20 protein-coding genes are annotated in these 24,123 nt (G+C 69.7%); 7 read left to right on the top strand and 13 right to left on the bottom strand.

The genetic code is table 11. The features are described from left to right. On the bottom strand, positions 1–274 hold a 274-nt coding region (locus tag BLQ50_RS11480; protein WP_139185809.1), incomplete at its 3' end, for a helix-turn-helix domain-containing protein. A 79-nt stretch (positions 275–353) separates the two neighbouring features. Continuing rightward, positions 354–2,216: a hypothetical protein gene (locus BLQ50_RS11475; RefSeq protein ID WP_139185808.1), complete on the bottom strand. Its 1,863-nt coding sequence runs from the start codon at positions 2,214–2,216 to the stop codon at positions 354–356. Positions 2,217–2,442: 226 nt separating this feature from the next. On the opposite strand from BLQ50_RS11475, the gene rfbB reads away from it, so the two are divergent. Continuing rightward, positions 2,443–3,438 (top strand): dTDP-glucose 4,6-dehydratase, encoded by a 996-nt coding sequence (gene rfbB, locus BLQ50_RS11470; RefSeq protein ID WP_093183778.1) that lies wholly within the window; start codon positions 2,443–2,445, stop codon positions 3,436–3,438. A gap of 78 nt (positions 3,439–3,516) precedes the next feature. Here the strand turns inward: rfbB and BLQ50_RS11465 are convergent, their stop codons facing one another. From BLQ50_RS11465 to BLQ50_RS11455, 3 genes are read right to left on the bottom strand one after another with little or no spacing between them, the layout of a single operon-like run. Next, complete coding sequence (locus BLQ50_RS11465) at positions 3,517–4,818, bottom strand: nucleotide sugar dehydrogenase (protein WP_093183845.1); 1,302 nt, start codon at positions 4,816–4,818, stop codon at positions 3,517–3,519. Positions 4,819–4,875: 57 nt separating this feature from the next. Next, complete coding sequence (locus tag BLQ50_RS11460; protein WP_093183776.1) at positions 4,876–6,027, bottom strand: glycosyltransferase; 1,152 nt, start codon at positions 6,025–6,027, stop codon at positions 4,876–4,878. Continuing rightward, positions 6,024–7,142: a glycosyltransferase gene (locus tag BLQ50_RS11455; protein ID WP_093183774.1), complete on the bottom strand. Its 1,119-nt coding sequence runs from the start codon at positions 7,140–7,142 to the stop codon at positions 6,024–6,026. The genes BLQ50_RS11460 and BLQ50_RS11455 overlap by 4 nt, the downstream gene beginning before the upstream one ends. Positions 7,143–7,234: 92 nt before the next feature. On the opposite strand from BLQ50_RS11455, the gene wecB reads away from it, so the two are divergent. After that, positions 7,235–8,302: a non-hydrolyzing UDP-N-acetylglucosamine 2-epimerase gene (gene wecB, locus BLQ50_RS11450; protein WP_093183773.1), complete on the top strand. Its 1,068-nt coding sequence runs from the start codon at positions 7,235–7,237 to the stop codon at positions 8,300–8,302. Positions 8,303–8,393: 91 nt separating this feature from the next. After that, positions 8,394–9,623, top strand: a complete 1,230-nt coding sequence (locus BLQ50_RS11445) for a pilus assembly FimT family protein (protein ID WP_245701134.1) — start codon at positions 8,394–8,396, stop codon at positions 9,621–9,623. 101 nt (positions 9,624–9,724) lie between these two features. On the opposite strand, the gene BLQ50_RS11440 is transcribed toward BLQ50_RS11445, so the two are convergent. The 8 genes from BLQ50_RS11440 to BLQ50_RS11405 form a co-directional block, all read right to left on the bottom strand. Next, positions 9,725–11,743 carry an acyltransferase family protein gene (locus tag BLQ50_RS11440; protein WP_093183771.1) on the bottom strand — a complete coding sequence of 673 codons (2,019 nt, stop codon included), beginning with the start codon at positions 11,741–11,743 and terminating at the stop codon, positions 9,725–9,727. A gap of 137 nt (positions 11,744–11,880) precedes the next feature. After that, positions 11,881–13,050: a glycosyltransferase family protein gene (locus BLQ50_RS11435; protein ID WP_093183769.1), complete on the bottom strand. Its 1,170-nt coding sequence runs from the start codon at positions 13,048–13,050 to the stop codon at positions 11,881–11,883. Further along, on the bottom strand, positions 13,047–14,495 hold the full coding sequence (locus BLQ50_RS11430) for a glycosyltransferase family 4 protein (RefSeq protein ID WP_093183768.1): 1,449 nt from the start codon (positions 14,493–14,495) through the stop codon (positions 13,047–13,049). Before BLQ50_RS11430 ends, BLQ50_RS11435 begins: the two co-directional genes overlap by 4 nt. Beyond that, positions 14,492–16,333: an ABC transporter ATP-binding protein gene (locus tag BLQ50_RS11425; RefSeq protein WP_093183766.1), complete on the bottom strand. Its 1,842-nt coding sequence runs from the start codon at positions 16,331–16,333 to the stop codon at positions 14,492–14,494. The genes BLQ50_RS11430 and BLQ50_RS11425 overlap by 4 nt, the downstream gene beginning before the upstream one ends. Then, positions 16,330–17,523 carry a glycosyltransferase family 4 protein gene (locus BLQ50_RS11420; RefSeq protein WP_245701132.1) on the bottom strand — a complete coding sequence of 398 codons (1,194 nt, stop codon included), beginning with the start codon at positions 17,521–17,523 and terminating at the stop codon, positions 16,330–16,332. The genes BLQ50_RS11425 and BLQ50_RS11420 overlap by 4 nt, the downstream gene beginning before the upstream one ends. 31 nt (positions 17,524–17,554) lie before the next feature. Continuing rightward, positions 17,555–18,556, bottom strand: coding sequence for a Gfo/Idh/MocA family protein (locus BLQ50_RS11415; protein WP_093183762.1), 1,002 nt, complete (start codon positions 18,554–18,556; stop codon positions 17,555–17,557). Then, positions 18,556–19,665 (bottom strand): DegT/DnrJ/EryC1/StrS family aminotransferase, encoded by a 1,110-nt coding sequence (locus tag BLQ50_RS11410; RefSeq protein ID WP_093183761.1) that lies wholly within the window; start codon positions 19,663–19,665, stop codon positions 18,556–18,558. Before BLQ50_RS11410 ends, BLQ50_RS11415 begins: the two co-directional genes overlap by 1 nt. Positions 19,666–19,667: 2 nt before the next feature. Further along, positions 19,668–20,261, bottom strand: a complete 594-nt coding sequence (locus tag BLQ50_RS11405) for an acyltransferase (protein ID WP_093183759.1) — start codon at positions 20,259–20,261, stop codon at positions 19,668–19,670. Between the two features lie 85 nt (positions 20,262–20,346). On the opposite strand from BLQ50_RS11405, the gene BLQ50_RS11400 reads away from it, so the two are divergent. From BLQ50_RS11400 to BLQ50_RS11385, 4 genes are all read left to right on the top strand, one after another. Continuing rightward, complete coding sequence (locus BLQ50_RS11400; RefSeq protein WP_093183757.1) at positions 20,347–21,057, top strand: glycosyltransferase family 2 protein; 711 nt, start codon at positions 20,347–20,349, stop codon at positions 21,055–21,057. Between the two features lie 41 nt (positions 21,058–21,098). Continuing rightward, the gene (locus tag BLQ50_RS11395; RefSeq protein ID WP_245701131.1) at positions 21,099–21,560 is read left to right on the top strand and encodes a DUF2304 domain-containing protein; all 462 of its coding nucleotides are present in this window, start codon (positions 21,099–21,101) and stop codon (positions 21,558–21,560) included. 93 nt (positions 21,561–21,653) lie between these two features. Next, on the top strand, positions 21,654–22,751 hold the full coding sequence (locus tag BLQ50_RS11390) for an LCP family protein (RefSeq protein ID WP_093183755.1): 1,098 nt from the start codon (positions 21,654–21,656) through the stop codon (positions 22,749–22,751). A gap of 78 nt (positions 22,752–22,829) precedes the next feature. Next, a complete protein-coding gene (locus BLQ50_RS11385; RefSeq protein ID WP_245701129.1) occupies positions 22,830–24,122 on the top strand; it encodes an LCP family protein in 1,293 nt (430 codons plus the stop codon). The last annotated feature ends 1 nt before the right edge of the window (position 24,123 follow it).

Below are 24,123 nucleotides of genomic sequence, written 5' to 3'. Positions count from 1 at the left end.
TCTGACGTGGGGTCCGCGACCGTTTCAGGTCCGCCAGGACCCGGGCTCGCAGGACCTTGTCGCCGGCGATCTTCCCCGTCTGAGGGCGGCTGCGGCTCCGCTCGGCCCGGCAGTCAGCCGCGACCAACCGGTACCCCAGCGTCTTCGTGGAGTTGCGCCGGATCTCCCGGCTGACCACCGACGGTGCCCGGTCGATATGAGCTGCGATCCTGCGCACCGACCACCCGGCCTTGAGGCCCGTGGAGATCTCCACCCGATCGGCGACCGTCAACATCCTGCGTCCCACACCCGCACCCCTCGCTGACCAGCACTGTTGCTACGAGGCTATGACACCAAGGTGGTCCGCAGTGAGTTTAAGAGTGAGACAGCGATATGACGGCGAACCAGGTGAAGTTGACGACCGTAAGATCCGAATCCGTGCGGGCCTCCGCTGCGGCCTCCTGCCCCGGTGTCGAGAACTCGCCGGTCGCCGGCCACTGATTGATGCTCCATCGGAGGTCAAAATAGGGGACCACGACAAAGTCCGCGTGCCCCTCCTCGAGAACCAACTGGGCTGCTGCCCCGAAATCGTCAGGTCCGCCCAGGAGCTCGGCAATGGCCTCTGGGCGTTCCTTCCGAGCATTTTCCAGCGCTTTGTCACCGCCGACGTTTGGAGTATTCAAATTTGCCCCTGTCGCCAAGTATGACGCGAGGAAGTCATTCCCACCTGACGAGTTGGGAGCAAATACGACCCGCGCACCGTCGGGCAACGCATCGTCAAGATCGTCGATGACTGCCTCGTTGAAGGAATCAATCTGTGCTGCACGAGCAGAGTTCGCTTCTATCGTCGCTTGAGCATTCGGCATAAGTTCCACAAGAGCGAGCAGGCCAACCCCTACACCGACTGCCGCCCAGGAGCGGCCGCCCCGGCTAATCATCCACTGCACCATATAGGCGGCAAGGACAATGGTAGCGAGACGCACGAGTACCATCCAGCGATACGTGGCCCGCATGAACTCAAAGCCCGGCAGAGTCTCATAGAGCCATTGACTGGGCAGCACGACTACGCCAGCCTCGGACGGCATGAGATAGGACTGGTAGGAGATCGGCGGGGCCAATGGTCCGCGCACCTCGTTGATCTTAAGAGACGGCCCGAGCGCAAGGAACAATGCAGCCACTCCGATGACCAGCCAGATGACTAGCCGCCGATCGCGCTTCCAGCTGATGACGACAGCAGCGGCGGCAAGCAGGACAACGACAAGGCCCAGATAATTGAATCGAGCGTTGGTGCCATCGCCCCACAGTTCAGAGACGTCCATGTCGATCCCAAGTGGCGTCGCCCACCAAACCGAAGACGTCGGCCGGAGCATCGTGACGACGTCTGCTCCCATCGCACGGAAGAGATCTATGGAGGACTTGGCCCAGTCCCCGTCACTCGGTTGCATCGCACCATAGATCAAGTAAGCGAGCCCGTTGGATGAGACAAAGCCGAGCAGGGCAGCGAGCGACTGTCGACGAGATGGCCAAAAGATCAGCCTTCCGACTAGGAGCGCCGCGACGGACGCCTGCGTCAGAACGAACCCATAGCCATCGATCTGGAGGATGCTGAAGGAGAGCAGCACCCATAGAGCCATCGCTGCGACGGACCGCACCAACTGCCACTCAGCGACGATTCGTCCGAGCCGGAGCGAAGCACAGATTCCCGCGGGCACCAACGCCATCCCAAAGAATGTGGAGCCAAAACCCGCCATTCCAATGATGGTCGGGCTGGCGAGGAATGCAACAGCAGCTCCGAGCCCGATCGGCCACTTGATGCCGAGATCCTGGAGCAAAGCGACCACTCCAAGCACTGCAATTCCGATAAGGACGAAAGCAGTGGATGCCACCGCCCACTCCGCAGGCATAGCCAACAACCGCATGAACATCGTCTCGATGACCACGACCAGCCAACCGTTTCCAACTTCAGCGCCGGAGGGGCCTCCGACGACCGTGCATACGCCGTCAAGAAGGGATCCGACAGAGAGTGATCCACATCGAGCGGCGCCGATTGATGCATACCAACTGGTCGCCGAACCGACCAATGAGGGCAGGAAACCGTGCAACGCGGTGAGCATCGAAGTCACCAGGACGATCGAGACGGGCCGAACTATTCTCAGATAGCCACGAATCGGCGTCACCGTCATGTCGCCGACAGGGTCGATGTCATCGAGTCCGGCCATGGTCAGCGTCGTACTCATAGTCGCTCCCGTCGTGTGCTCTGGTTCTCGGTCATACGCAGGTCGAGATTCTCCGGACCTACCACAGCGCACACCACGTGAAGAAGCCTGGCTCGTGCCTGAGTAATGTTACCTGAGCCCACCCAGGGGCAGGCTCACGAGGGCAGCCGGTCGAACTCCGTGCCATGGCGGGCTCCAGCGGCCAGTATCCTAGCGGTTGACACTCTTTGCCCAGGAGGTAACACCCATGCGTCTGCTCGTCACCGGCGGAGCCGGTTTCATCGGCTCCAACTTCGTCCACCTGACCGTGCGCGAGCGCCCGGACGTCCAGGTTACCGTCCTGGACGCCCTCACTTACGCAGGCGACAAGACTTCCCTCGCCCCCGTCGCGGACAAGGTCACCCTCGTCGAAGGCGATATCACCGACGCCGAGCTGGTCGACCGCCTCGTCGGCGAGTCTGACCTCGTGGTGCACTTCGCGGCGGAATCGCACAACGACAACTCCCTGACCAACCCGTGGCCCTTCGTCCACACGAACCTCATCGGCACATACACGCTGCTCGAGGCGGTCCGTAAGCACGGCGTGCGCTTCCACCACATCTCGACCGACGAGGTCTACGGCGACCTCGAGCTCGACGACCCGGCGAAGTTCACCGCGGACACCCCTTACAATCCGTCCAGCCCGTACTCCTCGACGAAGGCCGGCTCGGACCTGCTGGTGCGCGCGTGGGCCCGGTCCTTCGGCATCCAGGCAACGATCTCGAACTGCTCCAACAACTACGGGCCGTACCAGCACATCGAGAAGTTCATTCCCCGCCAGATCACCAACCTCATCGACGGCATCAAGCCCCGCCTCTACGGCAAGGGCGAGAACGTCCGCGACTGGATCCACGTCGAAGACCACAACTCCGCCGTGTGGACCATCATCGAGAAGGGCCAGATCGGGGAGACCTACCTCATCGGCGCCGACGGCGAGAAGAACAACCTCGAGGTGGTCGAGGCCCTCCTCGAAGCCTTCGGCCTGGCCAAGGACGACTTTGACCACGTCAAGGACCGCGCCGGCCATGACCTGCGCTACGCGATCGACTCCTCCAAGCTCCGCGACGAGCTCGGCTGGGAGCCGAAGTACACCGACTTCCAGTCCGGCCTCCAAGCCACCGTCGACTGGTACAAGGCCAACGAAGCCTGGTGGCGCCCCGCCAAGGAAGCAACCGAGGCCAAGTACGCAGCCGCAGGCCACTGACCGCACGTTGCACCACACAGAAGGGTCCAGGAGCGATGCTCCTGGACCCTTCTGCATTCACTCAGCCACACGCAGCAATCAGGCGGTGCGCCCTTCGCCAATGACCACCCGCGGAATCCCAGCCCACACCGCCGGGTCCGTCACCCGCCGCCCATCCACCAACAACCGCAACCCCGGCACCTGCGCCGGAGTGATCGTCCGATACTCCGCGTGGTCCGCCTGGACCACAGCAACATCAGCAGCCTGCCCGTAGTGGTAGGCGTCGAACCCCAGGCCGGCGAGCTCCTCGTCGGTGTACATCGGGTCGTGAACCACGACGCGCGCGCGCCGCCCACGCAGGGCGTCGACGGTCGCGAAGACGCCGGAGAACGCCGTCTCCTTCACTCCCCCGCGGTAGGACGCCCCGAGCACCACGACCAGCAGTCCCTCGAGCGAACCCAGCAGGCTCTCCGCCTGCGCCACGACCCGCTCGGGCACCGCGGCGTTGACCGCCCGCGCCTCCCGCACGATCGAGGCGTCCGGGTCGACCGACAGGTACAGCCGCGGGTACACCGGGATGCAATGACCCCCGACGGCGATGCCCGGCCGGTGAATGTGGCTGTAGGGCTGGGAGTTGCACGCCTCGATGACGGAGTAGACGTCGATGCCGACCTTCTCGGCGAAGGCGCCGAACTGGTTGGCGAGGCCGATGTTCACGTCGCGGTAGGTGGTCTCGGCGAGCTTGGCCATCTCGGCGGCCTCCGCGGAGCCCAGGTCCCAGACGCCGTTCGGCCGGGCCAGGTCGGGGCGCTCGTCGAAGGTGAGCACCGCCTCGTAGAACGCCTTGGCGCGGCGTGCGCCCTCCTCGCTCAGCCCGCCGATGAGCTTGGGGTACTTGCGCAGGTCGGCGAAGACCCGGCCGGTGAGCACCCGCTCGGGGGAGAAGACGAGGTGGAAGTCGGTGCCTTCTGTGAGACCCGAGACCTCCTCCAGCAGTGGCTTCCAGCGCCCGCGGGTGACTCCCACGGGCAGCGTCGTCTCGTAGGAGACGAGGGTCCCCGGAGTCAGGTGTTCACCGAGCGAGCGGGTCGCTGCATCCATCCAGCCGAAGTCCGGGGCGGCGGTCTCCTCGTCGACGAAGAGCGGCACGACGAGCACGACCGCGTCGGCACCGGGGATCGCGTCGGCGTAGTCGGTCGTGGCCCGCAGGCGCCCGGCCGGGACGAGCTCGGCCAGCTTCTCAGCCAGGTGCGCCTCGCCCGGGAAGGGCTCGGTGCCGGCATTGACCAGGTCGACCACCGCGGCATTAACGTCCACCCCGACCACGTCGTGGCCCTGGTCGGCGAACTGGACGGCCAGCGGGAGGCCGATCTTTCCGAGAGCGACAACTGCGATGCGCATGAACACCTTCACCTGGTCCGATTGAGTAGGCACAAATCTCCCTGCAGGATACTGCCCTCAGCGTCGCGCAAGGACAGAGGCGGCCATGAGCCGCAGCGGCGCCTCCCGCGCGAACAGACGCGTCAGGTCGGCGGTGACCACAGTCGTCGGGCGGCCGTGCCGCCGGCGCGCGTGAGCGAGCGCGATCAGCTGCCCGACGTCGCTCGCCGGGTCCGCGACCGCGCGCAGCACCGCGCAGTCGGCTCGGGAGAGCACCCGCTCGCATCCGGGTGCCGCGTGCAGGACGGCGCTCACGACGTCGGCCAGCGCCGCCCGTTCTGCGGGCGTCCAGAACGGCGCCGTCCGGTTGAGGAGCAGCCCGAACACGTGGATGCGGAGGAACTTCACCGCGGCGGCGCGGCGGGCGGGCAGCGGGAGCGCGGTGAACCAGCCCTGGCTCACGAGGTCTGTAAGAAACGCCAGCTCGGCCGTGACCGGGCGGGTGATCCCGGTGATCCGGTCCCCCGCGTCGTCCTGGACGAGGTAGGCCGGGCCGCGCCGGTCGAAGGCGATAGGCGCGCCGGAGAACCACAGCCGGGTCACGAAGGCCACGTCCTCGCCCACCTCGTGGCCGAGGGTGAAGCGCAGGCCGAGCCGCTCGAGCGTCGCGCGCTCGAGCAGGCCGAGCGGGGCCGAGCGGTAGGACAGCCGGTCCCGGACGCCGTCAAGCCGCGTGGTGCGCAGGGGACGGGCGGGCGGTGTGGGCACGACGGCCGCAACGGACCCGTCGGGGTGTGCCTTAGCCAGGCGCGCGATGACCGCGGCCGCACCGGTACTGCGCGCCAGGGCGAGCCAGGAGGCGATCGCGCCCGGGGCGAGCCGGTCGTCGGAGCCCATGACCGCCACGTAGGGCGCGCGGGCCGCGTCGAGGCCGTGGTTGAACGGGCCAGCAGGACTGCGGGTGTCGTCGGTGTAGGCGAGGACACGCACGCTCGACCCTTGGGGGACGGCCACGCCGGCGAGGTTGGCCTCGACGAGCGCGGGGGCGACGTTGTGCGCCACCACGGTTACCCGGACAGGGACAGGGTCTCCCGCCGCAGGACTCGTGGGAGTCGCGGCCGCGAGAGCCGAGGCGACGGCGCGCGCGATGGGACGCTGTGCGGTGTGTACCGCGATGACGACGTCGACCACTACGTCGGCCGGGCTGCCGGTGGCGTCCGTCGCGGTCATGCCCCGCGCCCCGCTCGGGCCAGGTCGTAGGCGTCGAGATAGCCGCGCCGGACCGTCTCAGGGCTGAACCGGTCGCCGAGGGTCGCGGCGACGTCCCCGGCGCTCAGCCCGTCGGTTGCCCGCCACACCCGCTCGATCGCGTCCGCGTAGGCCGCCGCGTCTTGGTGGTCCACGAGCTCCCCGACGCTCGCGTCGATGTACTCCCCCTGACCGCCGGTGGCGCCCACGACGACGGGGCGTCCGTGCACGAGGGCCTCGGCGGCCGAGACGCAGAAGTTGTCCGCCTTGGTCGGCAGGAAGAACAGGTCGGCCGCGTCGAGGGCCGCGCTCACCCCCGCGGTGTCGACGTTGCCGAGCAGGGTGAGCCGGTCGGAGACGGCGAGGTCGGCGGCGAGCGCGAGCGCGTCGTCGTGCAGGGGGCCGCTGCCTGCCCACGTGAGGCGGACGTCGTGGCCGCGGGACCCGAGCTCGGCGAGGCAGCGCACGGCGAGCAGCGGGTCTTTACGGTCGATCAGCCCACCCACCCCGACGAGCTCGAGCGGGCGTCCCTCCCCCGGGCTGCGCTCGGTGAGGGCGGCCGGGGCGGGAACGATGCACGGCACGATCACGGTGGACCGGTCGCGGCGTTCGGCGCGGATCGGGCGGGCGAGGTACTCGCACACCGCCGTGACGACGTCGGGCCGCCTCAGGAGCGGGCGCAGGACCGGCAGGGCGAGGCGCCAGGCGGGCGGGAGGGTGGCCGGGGTGGTCAGGCCGGACCAGTGCTCGGTGTGCACCCACGGCGCGGTGGGGCGGGTGCGGGCGAAGGGCAGCAGCGACGGGAAGGCCATGGTGTGCACGAGGTCCGCGCCGGCGAGCAGGGGCTCGAGCAGGCGGCGGGCACGCAGGATCTGGTCGGGGCGCTGGGGGGACATGACGATGCGGTGCACCACCAGGCCGTCGTGGTCGATCGTGTCGACGTCGGCCTCGCGGCGGTCGGCCAGGTGCGGGGCGATGAGGTGGACCACCTCGACGTCGTGGTCGCGGGCCAGGACGCGGACGTCCTTCTCTACGAAGGTGCCCACCGTGGGCGCCTTGGGGCTGGGGAACCACGCGGTCACGGCGATGATCTTCACGCCCCGACGCTATCAGCGCTGCCTACCTCGGCCGTGGCGGCGCGTGGGGGCGTCCCGGGCGCAGGCCCAGGTCAGCCGTAGACTCGTCAACCGTGAAGCTCCTCTCCGTGGTCGGCGCCCGCCCGCAGTTCGTCAAGCTCGCCCCGATCGCCCACGCGGCGGCCGCCGCGGGCGTCGAGCACGTGATCGTGCACACCGGGCAGCACTACGACCCGATGCTCTCCGACGTGTTCTTCACCGACCTGTCCATCCCCGCCCCGGACGTGCATCTCGGCGTCGGGTCGGGCAGCCATGGGCAGCAGACCGGTGCGATTCTCGCCGCGCTCGACGGCGTGCTCGAGAGGGAACGCCCGGACTGGGTGCTCGTCTACGGGGACACCAACTCGACCCTCGCCGCCGCGTTGTCGGCTGTGAAGCTGCACCTGCCGGTCGCGCACCTGGAGGCGGGGCTGCGGTCCTTCAACCGGGCCATGCCCGAGGAGCACAACCGGGTGCTCACCGACCACGCCGCCGACCTGCTGCTCGCGCCCACCACCGTGGCGGCCTCGCACCTACGCGCTGAGGGGCTGGGCGGGCGGACGATCGTCGTCGGCGACGTCATGACGGACGTGCTGCTGACCGTGCGGGATTCCCTCTCCGGCGCACCGGCGTCCGTGCTCACGAGCGCAGGGGTGAGCGCCGGGGACTTCTACGTGGCGACCATCCACCGCGCGGAGAACACCGACGACCCCGTTCACCTCGCCGAGATCGCCACGAGCCTCAAGGCGTTGGACCGCCCGGTCGTGCTGCTCGCGCACCCGCGGCTGGTGGCGCGGTCCGCGGCTGCGGGGATCGACTGGTCGGGTGGTGCTGTGGTACTGCATCCCCCGCTGGCCTACCCCGACCTGCTCGCCGCGACCATGGCGAGCGCGGGCGTGGTGACCGACTCCGGTGGCCTGCAGAAGGAGGCGTTCCTGCTGCGGGTGCCGTGCACCACGGTGCGGACGGAGACGGAGTGGGTCGAGACGGTCGAGCTGGGGTGGAACGTGCTCGCCTCCTCCGCCCAGGAGATTTTCGCCGGGGTGCAGCGGCCGGCGCCGGAGCCGACCGAGGCAGCGCCCTACGGGGACGGACATGCGGCAGAGCGGGTGATTCAGGAGCTGGTCGGCCGGGTCGGCTAGAGTTCTGTGACACACGCCACAGAGGTCGTTCAGTTCGCGACGTGGCGCAGCTGCACCGTCAAGGGACAACCGACTGCGGGGAGATGCTCTGATGCCCACCCCGCTGCCCTCCCGACCCGGCACCGTGCGGTCCATCGGCGGGTTCACCGTGGTCGATCTCGTCATCGTCCTGATTCTGGGGATCCTCGCCACGATCGCCGCCGTCGGGTACACCCAGGTGACGGACCACGCGACGACATCCGCCTCAGCTGCCCAACCCCGCCAGCTCGCCGAGACGGTCCCGGCGGCGGCACCCTCAGACAGCGCGCCGCTGCTGGATGGCGCCCTGGCCACCTCTGCCCTCGAGGAGCCGCACGGAATGCAGATCAACGATCCGCTGGCGGCCGCCGCCCCGTGGGCACCGCTGAGCACAGCCGGAACCTCCGACGACGCAGCCCTAGCAGACTCCACGCCGGCGCCGGCTGGCGAGCCGACCCCGGCTGACGAGCCGGCGCGGGCCAGGACGGCGTTCGGGTCCATGTGGGTCTGGGACAACTCCCTGACTCCTGACCAGGACAACCGCGGGACCGGCTACGCAGCCGCCGACCCGCAGACCCTCGTGGCCTTCGCTCGCCAGAACAACCTGAGCCAGGTCCACATCGCCGCACCGTGGGTGTCCGACGAAGGGCCCATCGCGGCCTGGATGGACGAGACGACCACAGCCCTGCACGACGCCGGGTTCGAGGTTGGCGTGCTCGGCGGCGACCCAGGCTGGCTCGACGACCCGTCACTGGCTGTGACGTGGACCCTGGATGCGATCAGCACACGCCCCGTCGACTACGTCGAGCTCTCCCTGGAGCCGTGGACGCTGCCTTCCTGGAACACCGACCGGGTCGGGACTGTCGAACGGTGGGAAGCCACGATGGACGCGGTCAAGGCCGCCCTACCCACAGGTGTGAAACTCGCCCTGGACGCCCCCTACTGGCTGGCGACTACACCCGCTCCGGACGGAGGCACGCTCTTCGACGCTGTCCTGGAGCGCGCGGATGCGCTCTCCATCGTGACGTTCGTCGACCACGCAGCAGACTTCGACGGGATCATCGCCCTGTCAGCTCCGGCCCGTACCGCCGCCGGCGCAGCGGGTATCCCGTACATGGTGGGCCTGGAGACGGACACCCCGGCCGTCGCCGGCGGTGCGGCTTTCACGTTCTACGACGACGGCGGCGATGCCCTGGTGCGCGAGGCCGAGCTGGTCGGCGAGGCCCTGGCTGGCGACCCGTTGTACGGAGGAGTGGACGTTGAGCACTACCGCGCGTGGCGGTCCCTCCTCGGTATGTCCTGACCGTCGACGTCGGGGCCGCCGATTCGCGCCGTCACCGTGAGCCCGAGGGAACGCGAATCGACCGTGCACCACGATGGTCACCGAACTTCCACTGCCCCCGACTACCAGTCCACTTCTGGTGCCGCTGTCTCAAGAGCCTCGATCAGCCGTGGTTCGAGGATGTTCTTGGTCGACTCGACAAAGGTTTTGGTGAGGTGGGATGCCTGCCGATAGACAAGCACCTCCCCCATCACCGCGGGGCACATCCCATCGGGGCAGATGACATCGTTCATGTCCAGCACACGGGTGCCGGGGACGAGGCGGGCGGCCTCGCGCTGGACCTCAGCCGTCAGGGTTTGTGTGCCCGGGAACGAGCAAGCTGAGAGGTTCTCCAGGTTCTCGGCGACGCACTCGTACACCTCCCCGGTCGGGGACGGGTTGTTGGTGAGCGCGATCACCGGGATGCCGCTGTCCGCGAGCTTTGCCCAGCGCGACTCGAGAGCGGCGACCATCCCCTCGTCGGTCGCTTCGCTCTCACTGTCCTCCGGGTCCGTGAGCGCCGCGCTCGAGTATTGAGAGGTCAGGACGACGTCGGGTCGCAGGGCTGTGATCTCCTCGACCGCACGCGAGTTCCAGTCCACGCACGAGGAGTAGATCCCTGCCTCGTCCCCGGTGGCGCCGTCGTAGAGACCGCAGGACGACTTGGTCATCGTGACGAGCCTCCAGCCGTGCGCGGTCGCGAGCTGGTCGAGGACAGGTTGCCACTGGAGTGCCTTCGAGTCGCCCACGAGCGCGATGACGTGCTCGCTCGCACCGTCTCCGTACTCGCACAGGACGACATTGCTGGTGGCCTGGTCCTGCTGACAACCTTCGGCGTAGGAGACCGGGACGTCTAGGGTCGCCGTCTCCGGGCTGGGGACGATGCGCTGCGCAGACGTCACTTCCCACAGGCTGCTCGCGGCTGCGGGGTCGTCTCGGACGACCTCCGCCCCCGGTGGCGGAGAACTCACTGGGTCTGTCGCCGTCGACGGGACCACCAGCACGAGGACCAGCCCTGCGGCGACGCCGACCGCGGTGAAGTTGGCCCCGACAGAGAGTGACAGCGACGTCGACTTGAGGCGCTGCGCGAAGCGGACCGGGTTCTCGACGAGGACAAGAGAGAGCCACGCCGGGACGACGGACAGGGCCACGATCGCGACTCCACGACCGACCCCGAGGTCGTCATTCCAGTAGGCGGTCGCGGCGATGAGCAGCGGCCAGTGCCACAGATAGAGGGAGTAGGAGAGTCCACCGACCCACACCATGGGCTGGGCAGACAACAGCCTCCCTGCGCCGGCGTCACGGGCGACCTCTCCGCCGGCCAGCACGGCCGCGGTGCCGAGCACCGGCACGAGCGCCAGATGACCAGGCCACGCCGTGTCGGCGTCGAACAGCAAGGCGCTCAGTGCGACGGCCGACAGCCCTGTCGCAGCCAGGATGGTCGCGTGACGGACCGGCAGGCGCCTGATGTGGGGAAGCGCGAGAGCGACGCCCGCGCCCACGGCGAGTTCCCAGAGTCTGGTCGGCGTCGCGAAGAAAGCGGCCTCCGGGTTGTGCCCCGTCTCGGTCACGGACCACAGGAACGACGGCACCGCCACGAGCAGGAGAGCGGGGCCCAGCAAGATCCGCGGCGACCTGCCGACCCGACGCGACACGAGCAGGACGGCGACGATGAGGATCGGCCAGACGAGGTAGAACTGCTCTTCGACGGCCAGGGACCAGAAGTGCTGGACCGGTGAGGCGCCGATGCCCTCGGCCAGGTAGTCGACGGACCGGTCGGCGAACCGCCAGTTCGCGACGTAGGCGGCGGCGCTGACGATGTCCCACCCGAACACCCGGCGGTCGGTGACCGGAAGGACGATGTAGGTCAGCGCTGCGGTGGCGACGAGGACCAGTGCCGTCGCCGGGAGAAGCCGCTTTGCGCGCCGCGCGTAGAAGGTGGGGAGGGAGATGCGCCCGGTCTTCGCGATCTCGCGGAGAAGGAGTCCTGTGATGAGGAAGCCCGAGATCACGAAGAACACGTCGACTCCGACGAACCCGCCCGGGATCCATGGCAGCCCTGCGTGATAGAAGAGGACGAGCCCGATGGCGACGGCCCGCATGCCTTCGATGTCCGGTCTGAACCGCGAGCCATGCGCCTGACGCGGTGGCGCAACCGACAACGACACCACGGGCGATCTCCATCTTCTGGTGCGCGCGAGCACCCTCGTCGGAGCGTGGGGAAAGGACGAGGGTGACTCTAGGCCCCGGCGAGGATCTGCTCAACGGCGGTCGCCCAGCCCTCGGACTGCACCTGCGCCGACAGCTCGCGAGCGCAGCCTGCCGAGGCCACCTTCCACGCCGCGACGTCCACCGGGTCGAGCACGTCCAGAACAGCGGCAAAGGCCCCCGCGGTGAAGTCCTGCGTCACCGCCCCCAGCCCGCGCGCCTCGACCTCGCGGGCCATCTCCGGGCTCGGCCCGACGATGACCCCCAACCGCGCCTGGACGTAGTCGAAGAACTTGTTCGGCAGCGTCCACTCGTAGTTGTAGTTCACGGGCGGCAGCACGAAGACTCCGACGTCGTAGGCGTTGAGGGTGCGTACCAGGTCCGCGTACGGGACCGGGTCGAGGACCCGTACCCGCGTCGATCCGGCGCATCGCGCGCGCAGCTCGGCGAGGTAGGCGGGGTCGTTGGGCATGAGCAGCAGGTCGAGGGTGACCTCGGCGCTCGACTGCTCGACGCCGTCGATCATCACCTCGAGGGTACGGTTGCGCTGGGCGTTGCCGCTGTGCACGAGCCGGATCGGGGAACCCACAGGCAGGGCGTCGAGCTCGGCGTAGGGCGCGGCGTTCGTCACGACGGTGACCGGGACGCCCAGCTCGCGGGTGTACCGGTCGGCGATCCCCTGCCCGACGGTGGTGACCGATGCGGCCCGGGTGACGAATCGCCTGCAGATCCACCGGATGTACGGCGCCACGAACCAGCGCCAGCGCGGCACCTCGCTGTTCTGGCCGGGGGCGTACTCGTGCAGGTCGGCGTGCACGCCGCGGCGCGGGGCGAGCGACAGCGCGAGCGGGACCGTGTCGACGTCGTCGGCCAGGATCACGTCGAAGGCGTCGACCGGCAGCACGCCACGAGCGTGGGCGACGGCCGCGTTGCCCCAGTAGACGCGCCGGTACTGGCGGGCCAGTAGCCACTTGGGGTCCTTGCGCCACGCCGGCAGGTCGGCGGGAACCTCGTGATGGGCGACGACGCCCGCGGGCGCGGGGCCGTAGCCGCACGTCGTCACGTCATAGATGCCGGAGAAGAGGTTGACCTGCTTGAGCACGCGCGCATCGTCGGCGATGGGCGAGAACGACAGGATGAGCAGCGACGGGCGGGCAGCCACGTCCGGATCTGCGGCCGGCTGCTGGCCGGGCGCGCTCATGTCATGCCGCTGGCGTCGAGCACCCGGCGGTACAGGCCGAGCAGCTGGGCGGCCTCGCCCTCCCAGGTGAGCTGCTGCGCGGCCGCGCGGGCCGCCGCGCGGAACTGCTCGGGGGCCGCGAGCACGTCGGAGACCACGCGGGCGAGGTCGTGCGGGGAATCGGAGCTGAAGACCTCCCCGACGCCGTAGTCGCGCACGATCTGCGCGGTGTCCGGCAGGTCGGCCGCCGCGACGGGCAGCCCCGCGTGGATGGCCTCGAAGAGCTTGTTGGGCAGGGAGTAGCGGTAGCTCAGGCAGGTCGGGCGGACGTAGACGACCGACAGGTCGGCGTCCGCGAGGGCCGCGGCGACCTCGGTCGGGCCGACGCGCCCGACGAAGTGCACACGGTCGGTCACGCCGAGGTCGGCGGCCATGACCTTGAGCGGCTCGATGTACGTCGGTTCCCCGTAGCCGAGGAGGACGAAGTGCACATCGGCCGGAAGCTCGACCATGGCACGCAGAGTCTCCTCGATGCCGCGCGAGGTGGTGATCCGTCCCCCGTACGCGATGACCTGGTCCTCGGGCCGCAGGCCGGCGAGGCTGCGCAGCCGTCCCTGGGAGGGGTCGAGCGGAGCGCTGGGCCGACCGGGGATGTTGCGCACCAGGGTGGGCAGCACGGGGAGGCGATAGGTGTCCTGCAGCCAGGTGGCGATCGACGGCGAGACGGTGATGACCCCGGCCGCTCGGCGGGCGTGGCGTCGCTCGCTGATCTTCTCGACGACCTTGGCGACGGGGCGCGCACCGGAGACGTTGCGGTGCGTCCATAGCTCGTGGGAGTCGTAGACGACCGGCACCCCGGCCCGGGAGGCCGGCGCGAGGGTGTTCGCGTCGTTGGCGTGCACGACGTCGGGGCGCCACTCGGCGAGCGCCTTGCGGGCACCGCGGTGGTAGATCGCGAGGCTGACGACCTGGTAGGTCTTCATCCACAGGCTGTCGAAGGTCTTCTTCGCGCGGGACTTCATCGACTGCGAGCGAGCCACTCCCTCCTGAGGCACCGAGACCGCGACAGCGGAGGGCACCGGAGCGGACGTCCAACGCGCGCGGGACGGTGCCGGGACGTCGACGATCAGCGCGCCCGCCGGTGCCCCCGAACCGACCCGCAGGACCTTCTTGGCGAGGGCCGCGAGCCGCGGCGCCGACCGGACCAGCTCGAACTCGGGTACGCGCAGCAGCTCGACGCCCGAGTCGAGAGTCTCCAGCCCCTCCGGGAAGCCGGCTCGCGCGCGGGCGACGGCGACGATGCGGACATCCGCGCCGGCGTCGTGCAGGGTCGCGGCGGTCTTGAGGACGCGGGCGTCGGCGTGGCAGTCGTTGTAGACGAGGACGCCGACCCGCAGCGGGCGGCCGTCGACCGTCGGGAGCACGATCGGAGCCGGTGAGGCGGCGGGCTGGTCCTGCGTGCTCATGCGGAGTCCTCGGCGGGTCGAGTCGGGGGCAGGGACGGTTCGTCAGCGAGACCGGCCAGTGCGGCCTGGTGGGCGAAGTCCGGCTCCGCGGCGACCACCTCGGCGAAGGTCCCGGAGATCACCAGCTCGCCGTCGCGCATGAAGCACACCGCGTCGGAGTGCCGGATGGTGGCGAGACGGTGCGCCACGACGATGACCGTGACGTCTCCGCGCAGCTCCTGGATCGCCTGGGTGACCAGGGCCTCGGTTCCGGTATCCAGGGAGCTCGTGGCCTCGTCCATGATGAGCACCATCGGGTCGGCGTAGAGCGCACGGGCAATGCCCAGTCGTTGACGCTGCCCACCCGAGAGGTTCATCCCCCGCTCGCCGATCGGGGCGTCGATGCCGCCCTCGCGGGCGTCGATGATGTCGAGCACCTGCGCCCGTTCCAGGGATCGGCGCACCTTGTCCCGGTCGATGCCCTCCTCAGTCCAGGACAGGGCGACGTTCTGGGCGACGCTCGCGTCGAAGAGGGACACCTCCTGGGGCACGTAGCCGACCCGCTTGCGCCAGGACGCCAGCACCCCGGCGAGGGGCAGGTCGTCGACGAAGATCTGCCCTGCGGTCGGCTCGAGCAGCCCGAGGATCAGGTCCACGAGGGTCGACTTGCCCGAGCCGGACGCCCCGACCAGGGCCATCGACGAGCCGAAGGGGATCGTGAGGTCCACCCCACGCACGGCCGCGCGGTCGCTGCCAGGGTACGTAAACGTGACGCCGTCCAGGACCATGGCGCGTGCGTCGTCGGGCAGGGGCGCGCCGGGGCCGGCCTCCAGCCGCTGCGCGGAGTTGCGCTTGCCGCGCTCGATCTCGTCGATGACCTTCTGGGCGAAGGGGATCGAGGCGGCCGTGGAGGCCATGATCGACTGGAACCGGGTGATCGAGGGGACGATGCGGAAACCAGCGACGCCGAACAGCGCAATCGCGCCGAGCGCGCCGCCGGAGCCGCTCCCCTCCATCGAGCCGACGAGGGCGGCGAGGGCGAAGCCGCCGACGAGGGCGGCCTCGAGGACGTAGCGCGGGACCACCCCGAGAAAGGACATGTTCGCCCGTGCCTGCGAGCTGCGTAGTCGGACCCCCTGGACCAGCGCGGACACCTCTCCGCCCTTGTCGCGCAAAGTGATCTCCTTGAGCGAGGCGACCATCTCGCTGACCAGGCGCACCGCGCGAGTGGAGTAGTTGCGGTTGTCGTGGCCGGCGGCCACGGCCTTGCGCAGCACCCAGCCGTAGAGGAAGGCCCCGATGAGGCCGAAGTAGACCACCGTGACGGCCGCCATGAGCGGCTGTGCGATCACGAGCACGGCGAGCACCGCGACGAAGGTGAATGCCTCGCCCGAGAGCATCGTGAACGGGATGAGGACGCCCGAGACGGTCGTGGCCACCCCGACGTCGGTCGAGCGGACCAGGTCGGTCGAGTTGCGCCCGAGCCGGTCCGTCCACGGGGAGACGAAGAAGGCGTCGAGCAGCTGGCGGCCGAGCTCCTGCTCGAAGCGGGCGAACCGGCGGGTCGCGAACCACTGCAGGATGATCGCGCACACGCCCTTCGTGATGATCAGCACCCCGACCACGATGAGCAGCCCGACAAACTCGGACGTCTCGTCAAAGGTCCCGAGCAGCGGAAGGGTCACCGACTGGTCGGAGGAGGCAAGCATCGGCGCCAGGGTGAGGGCCAGCAGACCGAGCGCCACGACGTCGAGGATGGCCAGCGCGCCGGACATCGCCGCAAAGAGCAGCACGAAGCGGCGGCTGCCCGCGGGCAGCAGCCTCAGCAGCGTCCGGACGGTGTGGATCAGGCTGGTCATGAGGGAGATCTGTCCTTCGGTGGGCTGAGGCAACCGGCCACGACGGCGGCGGCCTGCGCGCCCGCACGGGTGGCAGAGGCGTTGTCCTGGACCCACCCTGCCAGGCGCTCGCGCTCAGCCGGCGTGGGCCGCGCCGCCAAGGCACCGATCATCGCCTCGGCGACGGCCTCGACATCGAAGTTGGTCACCGCCCCCAGCGCGTTGTCGGTGATCACGGCCCGGGCCGGGCCGGGCCCGGCGTAGACGACCGGGGTGCCGCAGGCGACCGCGGCGAAGACCTTGGTCGGGAAGGCGAAGTCATAGCCCAGTCCTGGGCGCAGCGAGACCAGCGCCCCGTGCGCCCCGCGCAGCCACTGCGCGGCGACCTCGGGAGGCACGGGTCCGCGCAGCTCCACTGCTCCGTCGGGAAGCGTGGCGGCCCGGTCGGCGATCATCGACCACGCGCTGCCCTGGCCGAGGAACGCCACTCGGGCCTCTGGGACGGCCTCTCGCACGCGGGCGAGCGCATCGACGAAGATCTCCGCGCCCTGCCACTCCGACGCCGTCCCCGCGTAGACGAGGTACGGCGCCGTCGGCGCGTCGACGGCCGGTGGGCCTTCCGGGGTGAAGACGGTCGTATCGATCCCGTTACGCACGACCGTCACCGCGGCTGGGTCCACGCCGAGCTCACCGAGGCGGGCCGCGACGCCGTCGGACACGGCGATCACCGCGCGCGCCCCGCGCAGGGCCCAGCGCTCCATGGCTGCGACGACCCTCACGAGCGGCGCGGGCGCGCCGGTGCTCGCCGCGGCGTCGGACCACACGTCGGCCGCGTAGTAGACGTAGGGGACGCGGCGCAGCGCGCTGATCACCCGGACGACGACACCGGTGGTCGGCGGCGGCTCGCTCACTACGACCGTGGGCCGGCGGATGAGCAGCAGACGCAGGGCGAGGGGGGCGTCGAAGCTCAGGTACTGGAGGTAGCCGCGGACGACGCCGGAAGGGTCGCGGAGCACCGGCCAGCGCTTGACGGTGACGTTGGCGGGGAAACCCGCGGTGCTTTCGCCGGCCGCCCGGGCGGCCTCCGGCGTCGGGCGCACGGTGAGCACCGTGACGCGGCCGGCCCGCCGGCTCAGCGCGCGGGTGAGCGCGGCGAGCCGGAAGGACGCCGCCGCGGCCTCGGGAGCGAAGATGCGGCTGGCAACGACCACGTGTGCCGTGGGCTCTGCTGCAGGTCTCACCTCACCCAAGGCGGACGCTCTGCCCGCTCTGGGCCGATTCGACCATCGCCTCGGCGACCCGCAGCGTCGCCAATCCCTCCTCGAGGGTGACGATGTCGTTGCTGATCCCCAGGACTGCGTCCCGGAACGCCTCGTGCTCGACCCGCAGCGGCTCACGCTTGGCGAGGGCGAAGCGGATGACGTCGCCCTCGGAGACCCCGCGGAAGGCCGCGATCGAGTCCCACTCGGTGGCCACGGTGCCGTTGGCGTAGAACGTGAGGTCGGCGCTCGCGGTGTCCGCGACGAAGGCCCCGCGCTCGCCCGTGACGACCGTGACCCGCTCCTTCATGGGCGAGAGCCAGTTGACCGTGTGGTTGACGATCACGCCGTTGGCGAGCGTGCCGGTGGCCAGGACCATGTCCTCGAACTGGCGCCCACTGCGGTGGGCGACCTGGGCGGAGATGGTCGCGTAGGGGCTCTGCGCGACCCAGGCGGTGAGGTCGATGTCGTGGGAGGCGAGGTCCTTGACCACGCCGACGTCGGCGATCCGGGCTGGGAACGGCCCCTGGCGGCGGGTGATGATCTGGTAGATCTCGCCGAGCTCGCCGTCCGCGAGCCGGCGGCGCAGATCCTGCAGGGCGGGGTTGAACCGCTCGATGTGCCCGACCGCGCCGACCAGCCCGGCTGCCGCGAAGGCGTCGACGATCCGCTGCCCGGCTTCACCGGAGTTCGCGACGGGCTTCTCGATGAGCGCGTGCACGCCCGCCTCGGCGAGGGCAAGGGCGATCGCCTCGTGGTAGATCGTGGGGACGGCGACGACGGCCGTGTCGAGCCCAGCGGCGATGAGCGCCTGGACGTCCTGGAGCACCGGCAGACCGCCGGCGACGCCGTGCGGGTCACCAGCCGGGTCGGCGACGGCCACGAGGTCGACCCCGTCGACCTCACGCAGCACGCGGGCGTGGTGGCGGCCCATCGCGCCCAGGCCGATCAGCCCGGCGCGGAGGTTGCTCGAGCCGGCGGCCATCAGGAGCCGGCCTTGACGACCGCAACGACGCCGGCGACGATCCGCTCGAGGTCTCCCGTGGTCAACGACGGGTGCACGGGCAGGGAGATGACCTGCTGGGCGGCCTCTTCGGTGCGCGGCAGGTCGAGTCCCGGCGCGTACTTCTCGAGGGAGGGCAGGCGATGGTTGGGGATCGGGTAGTAGACCCCGGAGCCGACGCCGTGCTCCTCGCGCAGCGCCTGGACGATCCGGTTCCGGTCCCCGGCGACGCGGATCGTGTACTGGTGGTAGACGTGCACCGCGTCGTCGTGGACGGGCGGGATGGTGACCCCGGCCAGACCGCCAAGACCGGCGTCGAGCAGGCCGGCGTTGGTCTGGCGCTGCTCGGTCCAGCCGGCCAGCTTGGTCAGCTGCACCCGGCCGATCGCGGCGTGCAGGTCGGTCATCCGGGCGTTGAAGCCGACGAGCTCGTTGGCGTACTGGGTCTCCATGCCCTGGTTGCGCAGCAGCCGGACGTTACGGGCGATCTGATCGCTCGCGCAGGCGACCATGCCGCCCTCGCCGCTCGTCATGTTCTTCGTCGGGTACAGGCTGAACATCGCGAAATCGCCGAAGGAGCCGACCGGCGCGCCGTTCAGCTGGGCGCCGTGGGCCTGCGCCGCGTCCTCGAAGAGCAGGAGACTGAACTCGTCCGCGATCGCCCGCAGCTCGACCATCGCGGCCGGGTGACCGTAGAGATGCACGGGCATGATCGCCTTGGTGCGCTCTGTGATCGAGGCCCGCACGGAGGCGGGGTCCAGGCAGAAGAAGTCCGGCTCGATGTCCGCGAAGACGGGCGTGGCACCGGTCAGAGCGACCGAGTTGCCGGTCGCGGCGAAGGTGAAGGACGGCACGATGACCTCGTCGCCGGGGCCGATGCCCGCGGCGAGCAGGCCCAGGTGCAGGCCGGACGTGCCGGAGTTGACCGCGACGCACTGGCGTCCGGCCACGAGCTGGTCGGCGAACTCGGCCTCGAAGGCCTTGACCTCGGGGCCTTGGGCGATCATGCCCGAGCGCAGCACGCGGTCGACCGCGGCCCTCTCGTCGTCTCCGATGATGGGCTTTGCGGCGGGGATGAGTGGAAGACTCATGGTCACACGACCTCTCTCAGGGTGGCGTCAACAGCCTCGTACACGGTCGCGGTGACGGGACAGGACCAACGTCCGTTCCCGTCGTCGACCAAGGGGCGCCCGGCCTTGCCAACCCACCCTCGCTGGCGGGCGGGTACGCCCGCGACGATGGCAAAGTCCGGCACGTCCTTGGTCACCACGGCGCCGGCGGCGACAGTCGCCCAGGCGCCGATGCGCACCGGTGCGACACAGACCGCGCGGGCGCCGATCGAGGCACCGGTGCCGATCTCGACACCGACCGCGTGCCAGTCGTCGGCGCTCTTGATGGACCCGTCCGGGTTGATCGCACGCGGGTACTGGTCGTTGGTCAGCACGACGGCCGGGCCGATGAACACGCCGTCGCCCAAGGTGGCCGGCTCGTAGACCAACGCGTAGTTCTGAATCTTGCAGTCCGACCCCGCCCGTACGCCGGAACCGATGTAAGCCCCTCGCCCGACGACGCAGCGCTCACCGAGCACCGCTCCCCCGCGCACCTGGGCGAGGTGCCAGATCTGGGAACCCTCGCCGATCTGCACGTCTGCGTCGATGTCCGCAGAAGCCGCGATCTTGACAGCCATTCATCACTCCAGATCGTTCCGGCGCGAGAACACGACGTGCGCGCGCATTCGCGAGCCTAACGGAACTCGGTGCAAGAATGGCGCCATGTCTGAGCCCGCCGCACCGCCGCATCCGAGCTCAACCTCGGGATATGGCGCCGACTGGCTCGTCATCCCGCTCTTCAACGAGGCGTCCGTGATCGCCGACGTGATCGCCGACGCCCTTCCCACCTTCCCCAACATCGTGTGCGTCGACGACGGCAGCACCGACGGTTCGGGCGAGGCGGCCCGCGCAGCCGGGGCCCGGGTGCTCAGCCACGCCGTGAACCTCGGCCAGGGCGCGGCGCTGCAGACCGGGATCTCCTTCGTCTGCGAGCAGCCCGGCGCGCGCTCGCTGGTCACCTTCGACGCCGACGGCCAGCACCAGGTCGCCGACGCCCGGGCCATGGTCGACCTCATCGCCTCGGGCGAGACCGCGATCGTCTTCGGCTCGCGGTTCCTGGACGGGAGGACCAAGCCGGGCATGGTCAAGCGCGTCGTCCTGACGTTCGCGGTGTGGTTCACCAAGCAGAGCACCGGCATGCGCCTGACCGATGCGCACAACGGGCTGCGGGCCATGACCATCCCGGCCGCCCGGAAGGTCGACCTCACCCAGGACCGGATGGCCCACGCGAGCGAGATCGTATTGCAGCTGGGCCGGACGGGGCTCGACTGGCGCGAGTACCCGGTGCACGTCCTCTATACCGACTACTCCCGCGGCAAGGGCCAGTCGATCTGGAACTCGGTCAACATCCTCGTCGACCTCCTCTTCAAATAACTCTTCTCCTCTCTTCCCTCTCCCACGACCGAAGGAGCACCATGGGCGGCAACGTCCTGCTGATCCAGATCATCCTGCTCGCCGCCGTGGCGGGCATCGCGGTGCTGCTCACGCGCTCGACCGCGGGCGCCCGCCACCAGGCGATCCGCCGGCTGTGCCTCCTGCTCTTCGTCGTGGGGGCCGCGGCGTCGGTCATCTTCCCGCAGGTGCTGTCTCGGGTGGCGAACGCCGTGGGCGTCGGGCGCGGGGCCGACCTCCTGCTGTATGCGCTCGTCATCGCGTTCCTCAGCTACATCTCAACCAGCCACCGGCGGATGAACCGGATGTCGCGGCAGATCACCTTGCTGACCCGGGAGCTCACGCTCTCCGAAGCGCGCTCGGGCGCCGAGGCACCTCCCGAGGCGCACAGCCCCGCCACACCTTCTGACGCCCCCGACTCCGCCACGCCGGCCGAGGTGCGCAGTCCGCTTTCCCTGCCCGACGACGGCCCGCGCGCACCCTGACCTGCCGTTCTGTGACGGCCTTCACACATCCGACACGACACACGCGCACAACCGGGACCTTTCCGGCCTCCGGTCGCCCTAGAGTCTGCTGCTATGACTCGGTCCGTCGCGCCTCTGCCGCTCGCGCACGCTCGCACCCGTCCGCGCCGACGAGCGGCCCGGACAGCAGGGATCGTCTGCGTCGGAGCCCTGACCTTCGCCGTGGTGGGCGCCGGGGCCGCGTTCTGGACGCTGGACCACAACATCGCTCGCCTCCCCGTCAGCGACCTGCTCAGTGACCGTCCACCGGCTCCCGTCCGCGATCCTCAGGACCCGAACGCCGGTGTCCCGGTCAACATCCTGCTGCTCGGCTCCGACACGCGGGAGGGCGACAACCTCGCCCTCGGCGGCGCCGACGGGTCGGTGGCCTCCGACACCACGCTCGTGGTGCACCTGTCGGCGGACCGGAGCCGGGTCGAGGTCGTCTCCATCCCGCGTGACTCGATCGTCGATGTGCCCGAGTGCCGGACGACCAGCGGCAAGGTCCTACCCGCCGTCAAGGACACGATGTTCAACCATGCCTTCAGCCGCGGATGGTTCAACGGCGGAGACCTGACCTCCGCGACCGCCTGCGCGATGGCCACCGTCGAGTCCCTCACCGGCATCTACCTCGACGGCGCGATCGTCGCGGACTTCAACGGGTTCTCCGCGATGGTCGAGGCCCTCGGAGGAGTGCCCATCACGATCCCCGAGGCGATCTCCTCCCCCAAGGCCGGCGGCCTGGTCCTGGCGGCCGGGTACCAGGTGCTCACCCCGTGGGAGGCCACCCAGCTGTCCCGGGCGCGGACCGGGACCGGGTGGGGCCTGGAGATCGGTTCCGACCTCAAGCGCATCGAACGCCAGCAGGCCCTGCTCGCGGCGATGGCGACCGCGGTCACGGAGAAGAACCTGCTCACCGACCTGCCCGCGCTCACTCAGTTCGTCAGTGCGGCGACCAAGTCCTTGACGGTCAGCGACAGCCTCAGCTCGGTCCGCGATCTCACCGGTCTTGCGCTGAGCCTCAAGGCGACGGGTACGGACAACATCGTCTTCACCAAGGTCCCGGTCGCGGAGGCACCCCAGGACAAGGACCGCGTGGTGTGGACGGATGCGGCCGGACCCCTGTGGGAGCGGATCAAGGCTGATCAGCCGCCCACGGGCGCTGATCAGTAGCGATCTCCACAATCCCTCCACCAGGCTGCCCCGGCGACTACTCCGCCCGTGCGCCCGGCAGACCTAGGATTACCAATCGTGACGACTCCCCATGCCTCGACCCGGGCCGCCCAGCGTGCGCAGAACACTGCGGCTGCGGCGCGCGACCCCCGCCACGCTCGGACCGTCCGCACGCACTCCATGATGCGCCTCATCGGCCTGGTCCTCACCGGGGTATTCGCCTTCGTGGCCACCGGGGCCGGCGCCATCTACTACAAGATGCAGAACAACATCGAGTCGATCGACGTCTCCGACCTGCTCGCCGGCGTCGACGGGCTGCCCAGCGCACCCACCGAGGACCCCAAGGACCCCAAGGCCGGCGTGCCGGTCAACATCCTGCTCATGGGCTCCGACGACCGCAGCGGCGAGAACGCCACCATCGGCGGCGAAGCGGGAGGCATGCGCTCGGACACGACGATCGTCATGCACATCTCGGCCGACCGGACCCGGGTCGACCTCGTCTCCATCCCCCGCGACTCCATGGTCGCCATCCCGTCCTGCACCATGACCGACGGGTCCACGACAAAGGCGCAGAAGAAGGCGATGTTCAACTCCGCCTTCGCCACCGGCTGGGACAACGGCGGGGACATCGCCTCCGCGGCCGGCTGCTCCATGCTCACGGTCATGTCCATCACGGACGTCTACCTCGACGGCTTCGTCGTCGTCGACTTCGCCGGCTTCCAGTCCATGATCGACTCGATCGGCGGGGTGCCGATCTGCCTCCCGGAGGCCATCGTGTCCCCGGAGGCGAACCTCAACCTCGCGGCCGGGCAGCAGACCCTCAACGGTGAGCAGGCCCTCGGCCTCGCCCGGGCCCGCAAGGGCACCGGCCTCAACGGCTCGGACCTCACCCGCATCTCCCGCCAGCAGGAGCTGCTCGGCGCGACCGCGAACACCCTCCTGGACAAGAACCTCCTCACCGACGCACCCGGGTTGCTGAAGTTCCTCAACGCCGCGACGTCGTCGCTCAAGGCGAGCCCCGAGTTCGCCTCGCTGCAGAACCTCAGCGGGCTGGCCATGTCATTGCGCGGGATCGACGCCGCGAAGATCAACTTCCTCATGGTCCCGGTCGCGGACGACCCCGCGGACAAGAACCGCGTCGTGTGGACCTCCGCGGCCGACGACGTGTGGGCGAACATCGCCGCCGACCGGCCGATCGACGGTTCCACGCCGGTCGAGGCCCCGACAGACGCTCCGGCCGCCACTCCCGAGGACGCCGCCACCGACGAACCGACGAGCACGGCAACCACCGAGCCGACGCAGACCGCCACGACGACCGCTCCCCCGAAGGGTCTGACCACGGCCGCGGACACAACCGCCACCTGCGGTTGAT

The sequence above is a fragment of the Sanguibacter gelidistatuariae genome (assembly GCF_900096585.1).
GTDB lineage: Bacteria > Actinomycetota > Actinomycetes > Actinomycetales > Cellulomonadaceae > Sanguibacter > Sanguibacter gelidistatuariae.
Note: the sequence above shows the minus strand (reverse complement) of the source record. Positions and strands in the feature narration are given on the sequence as shown.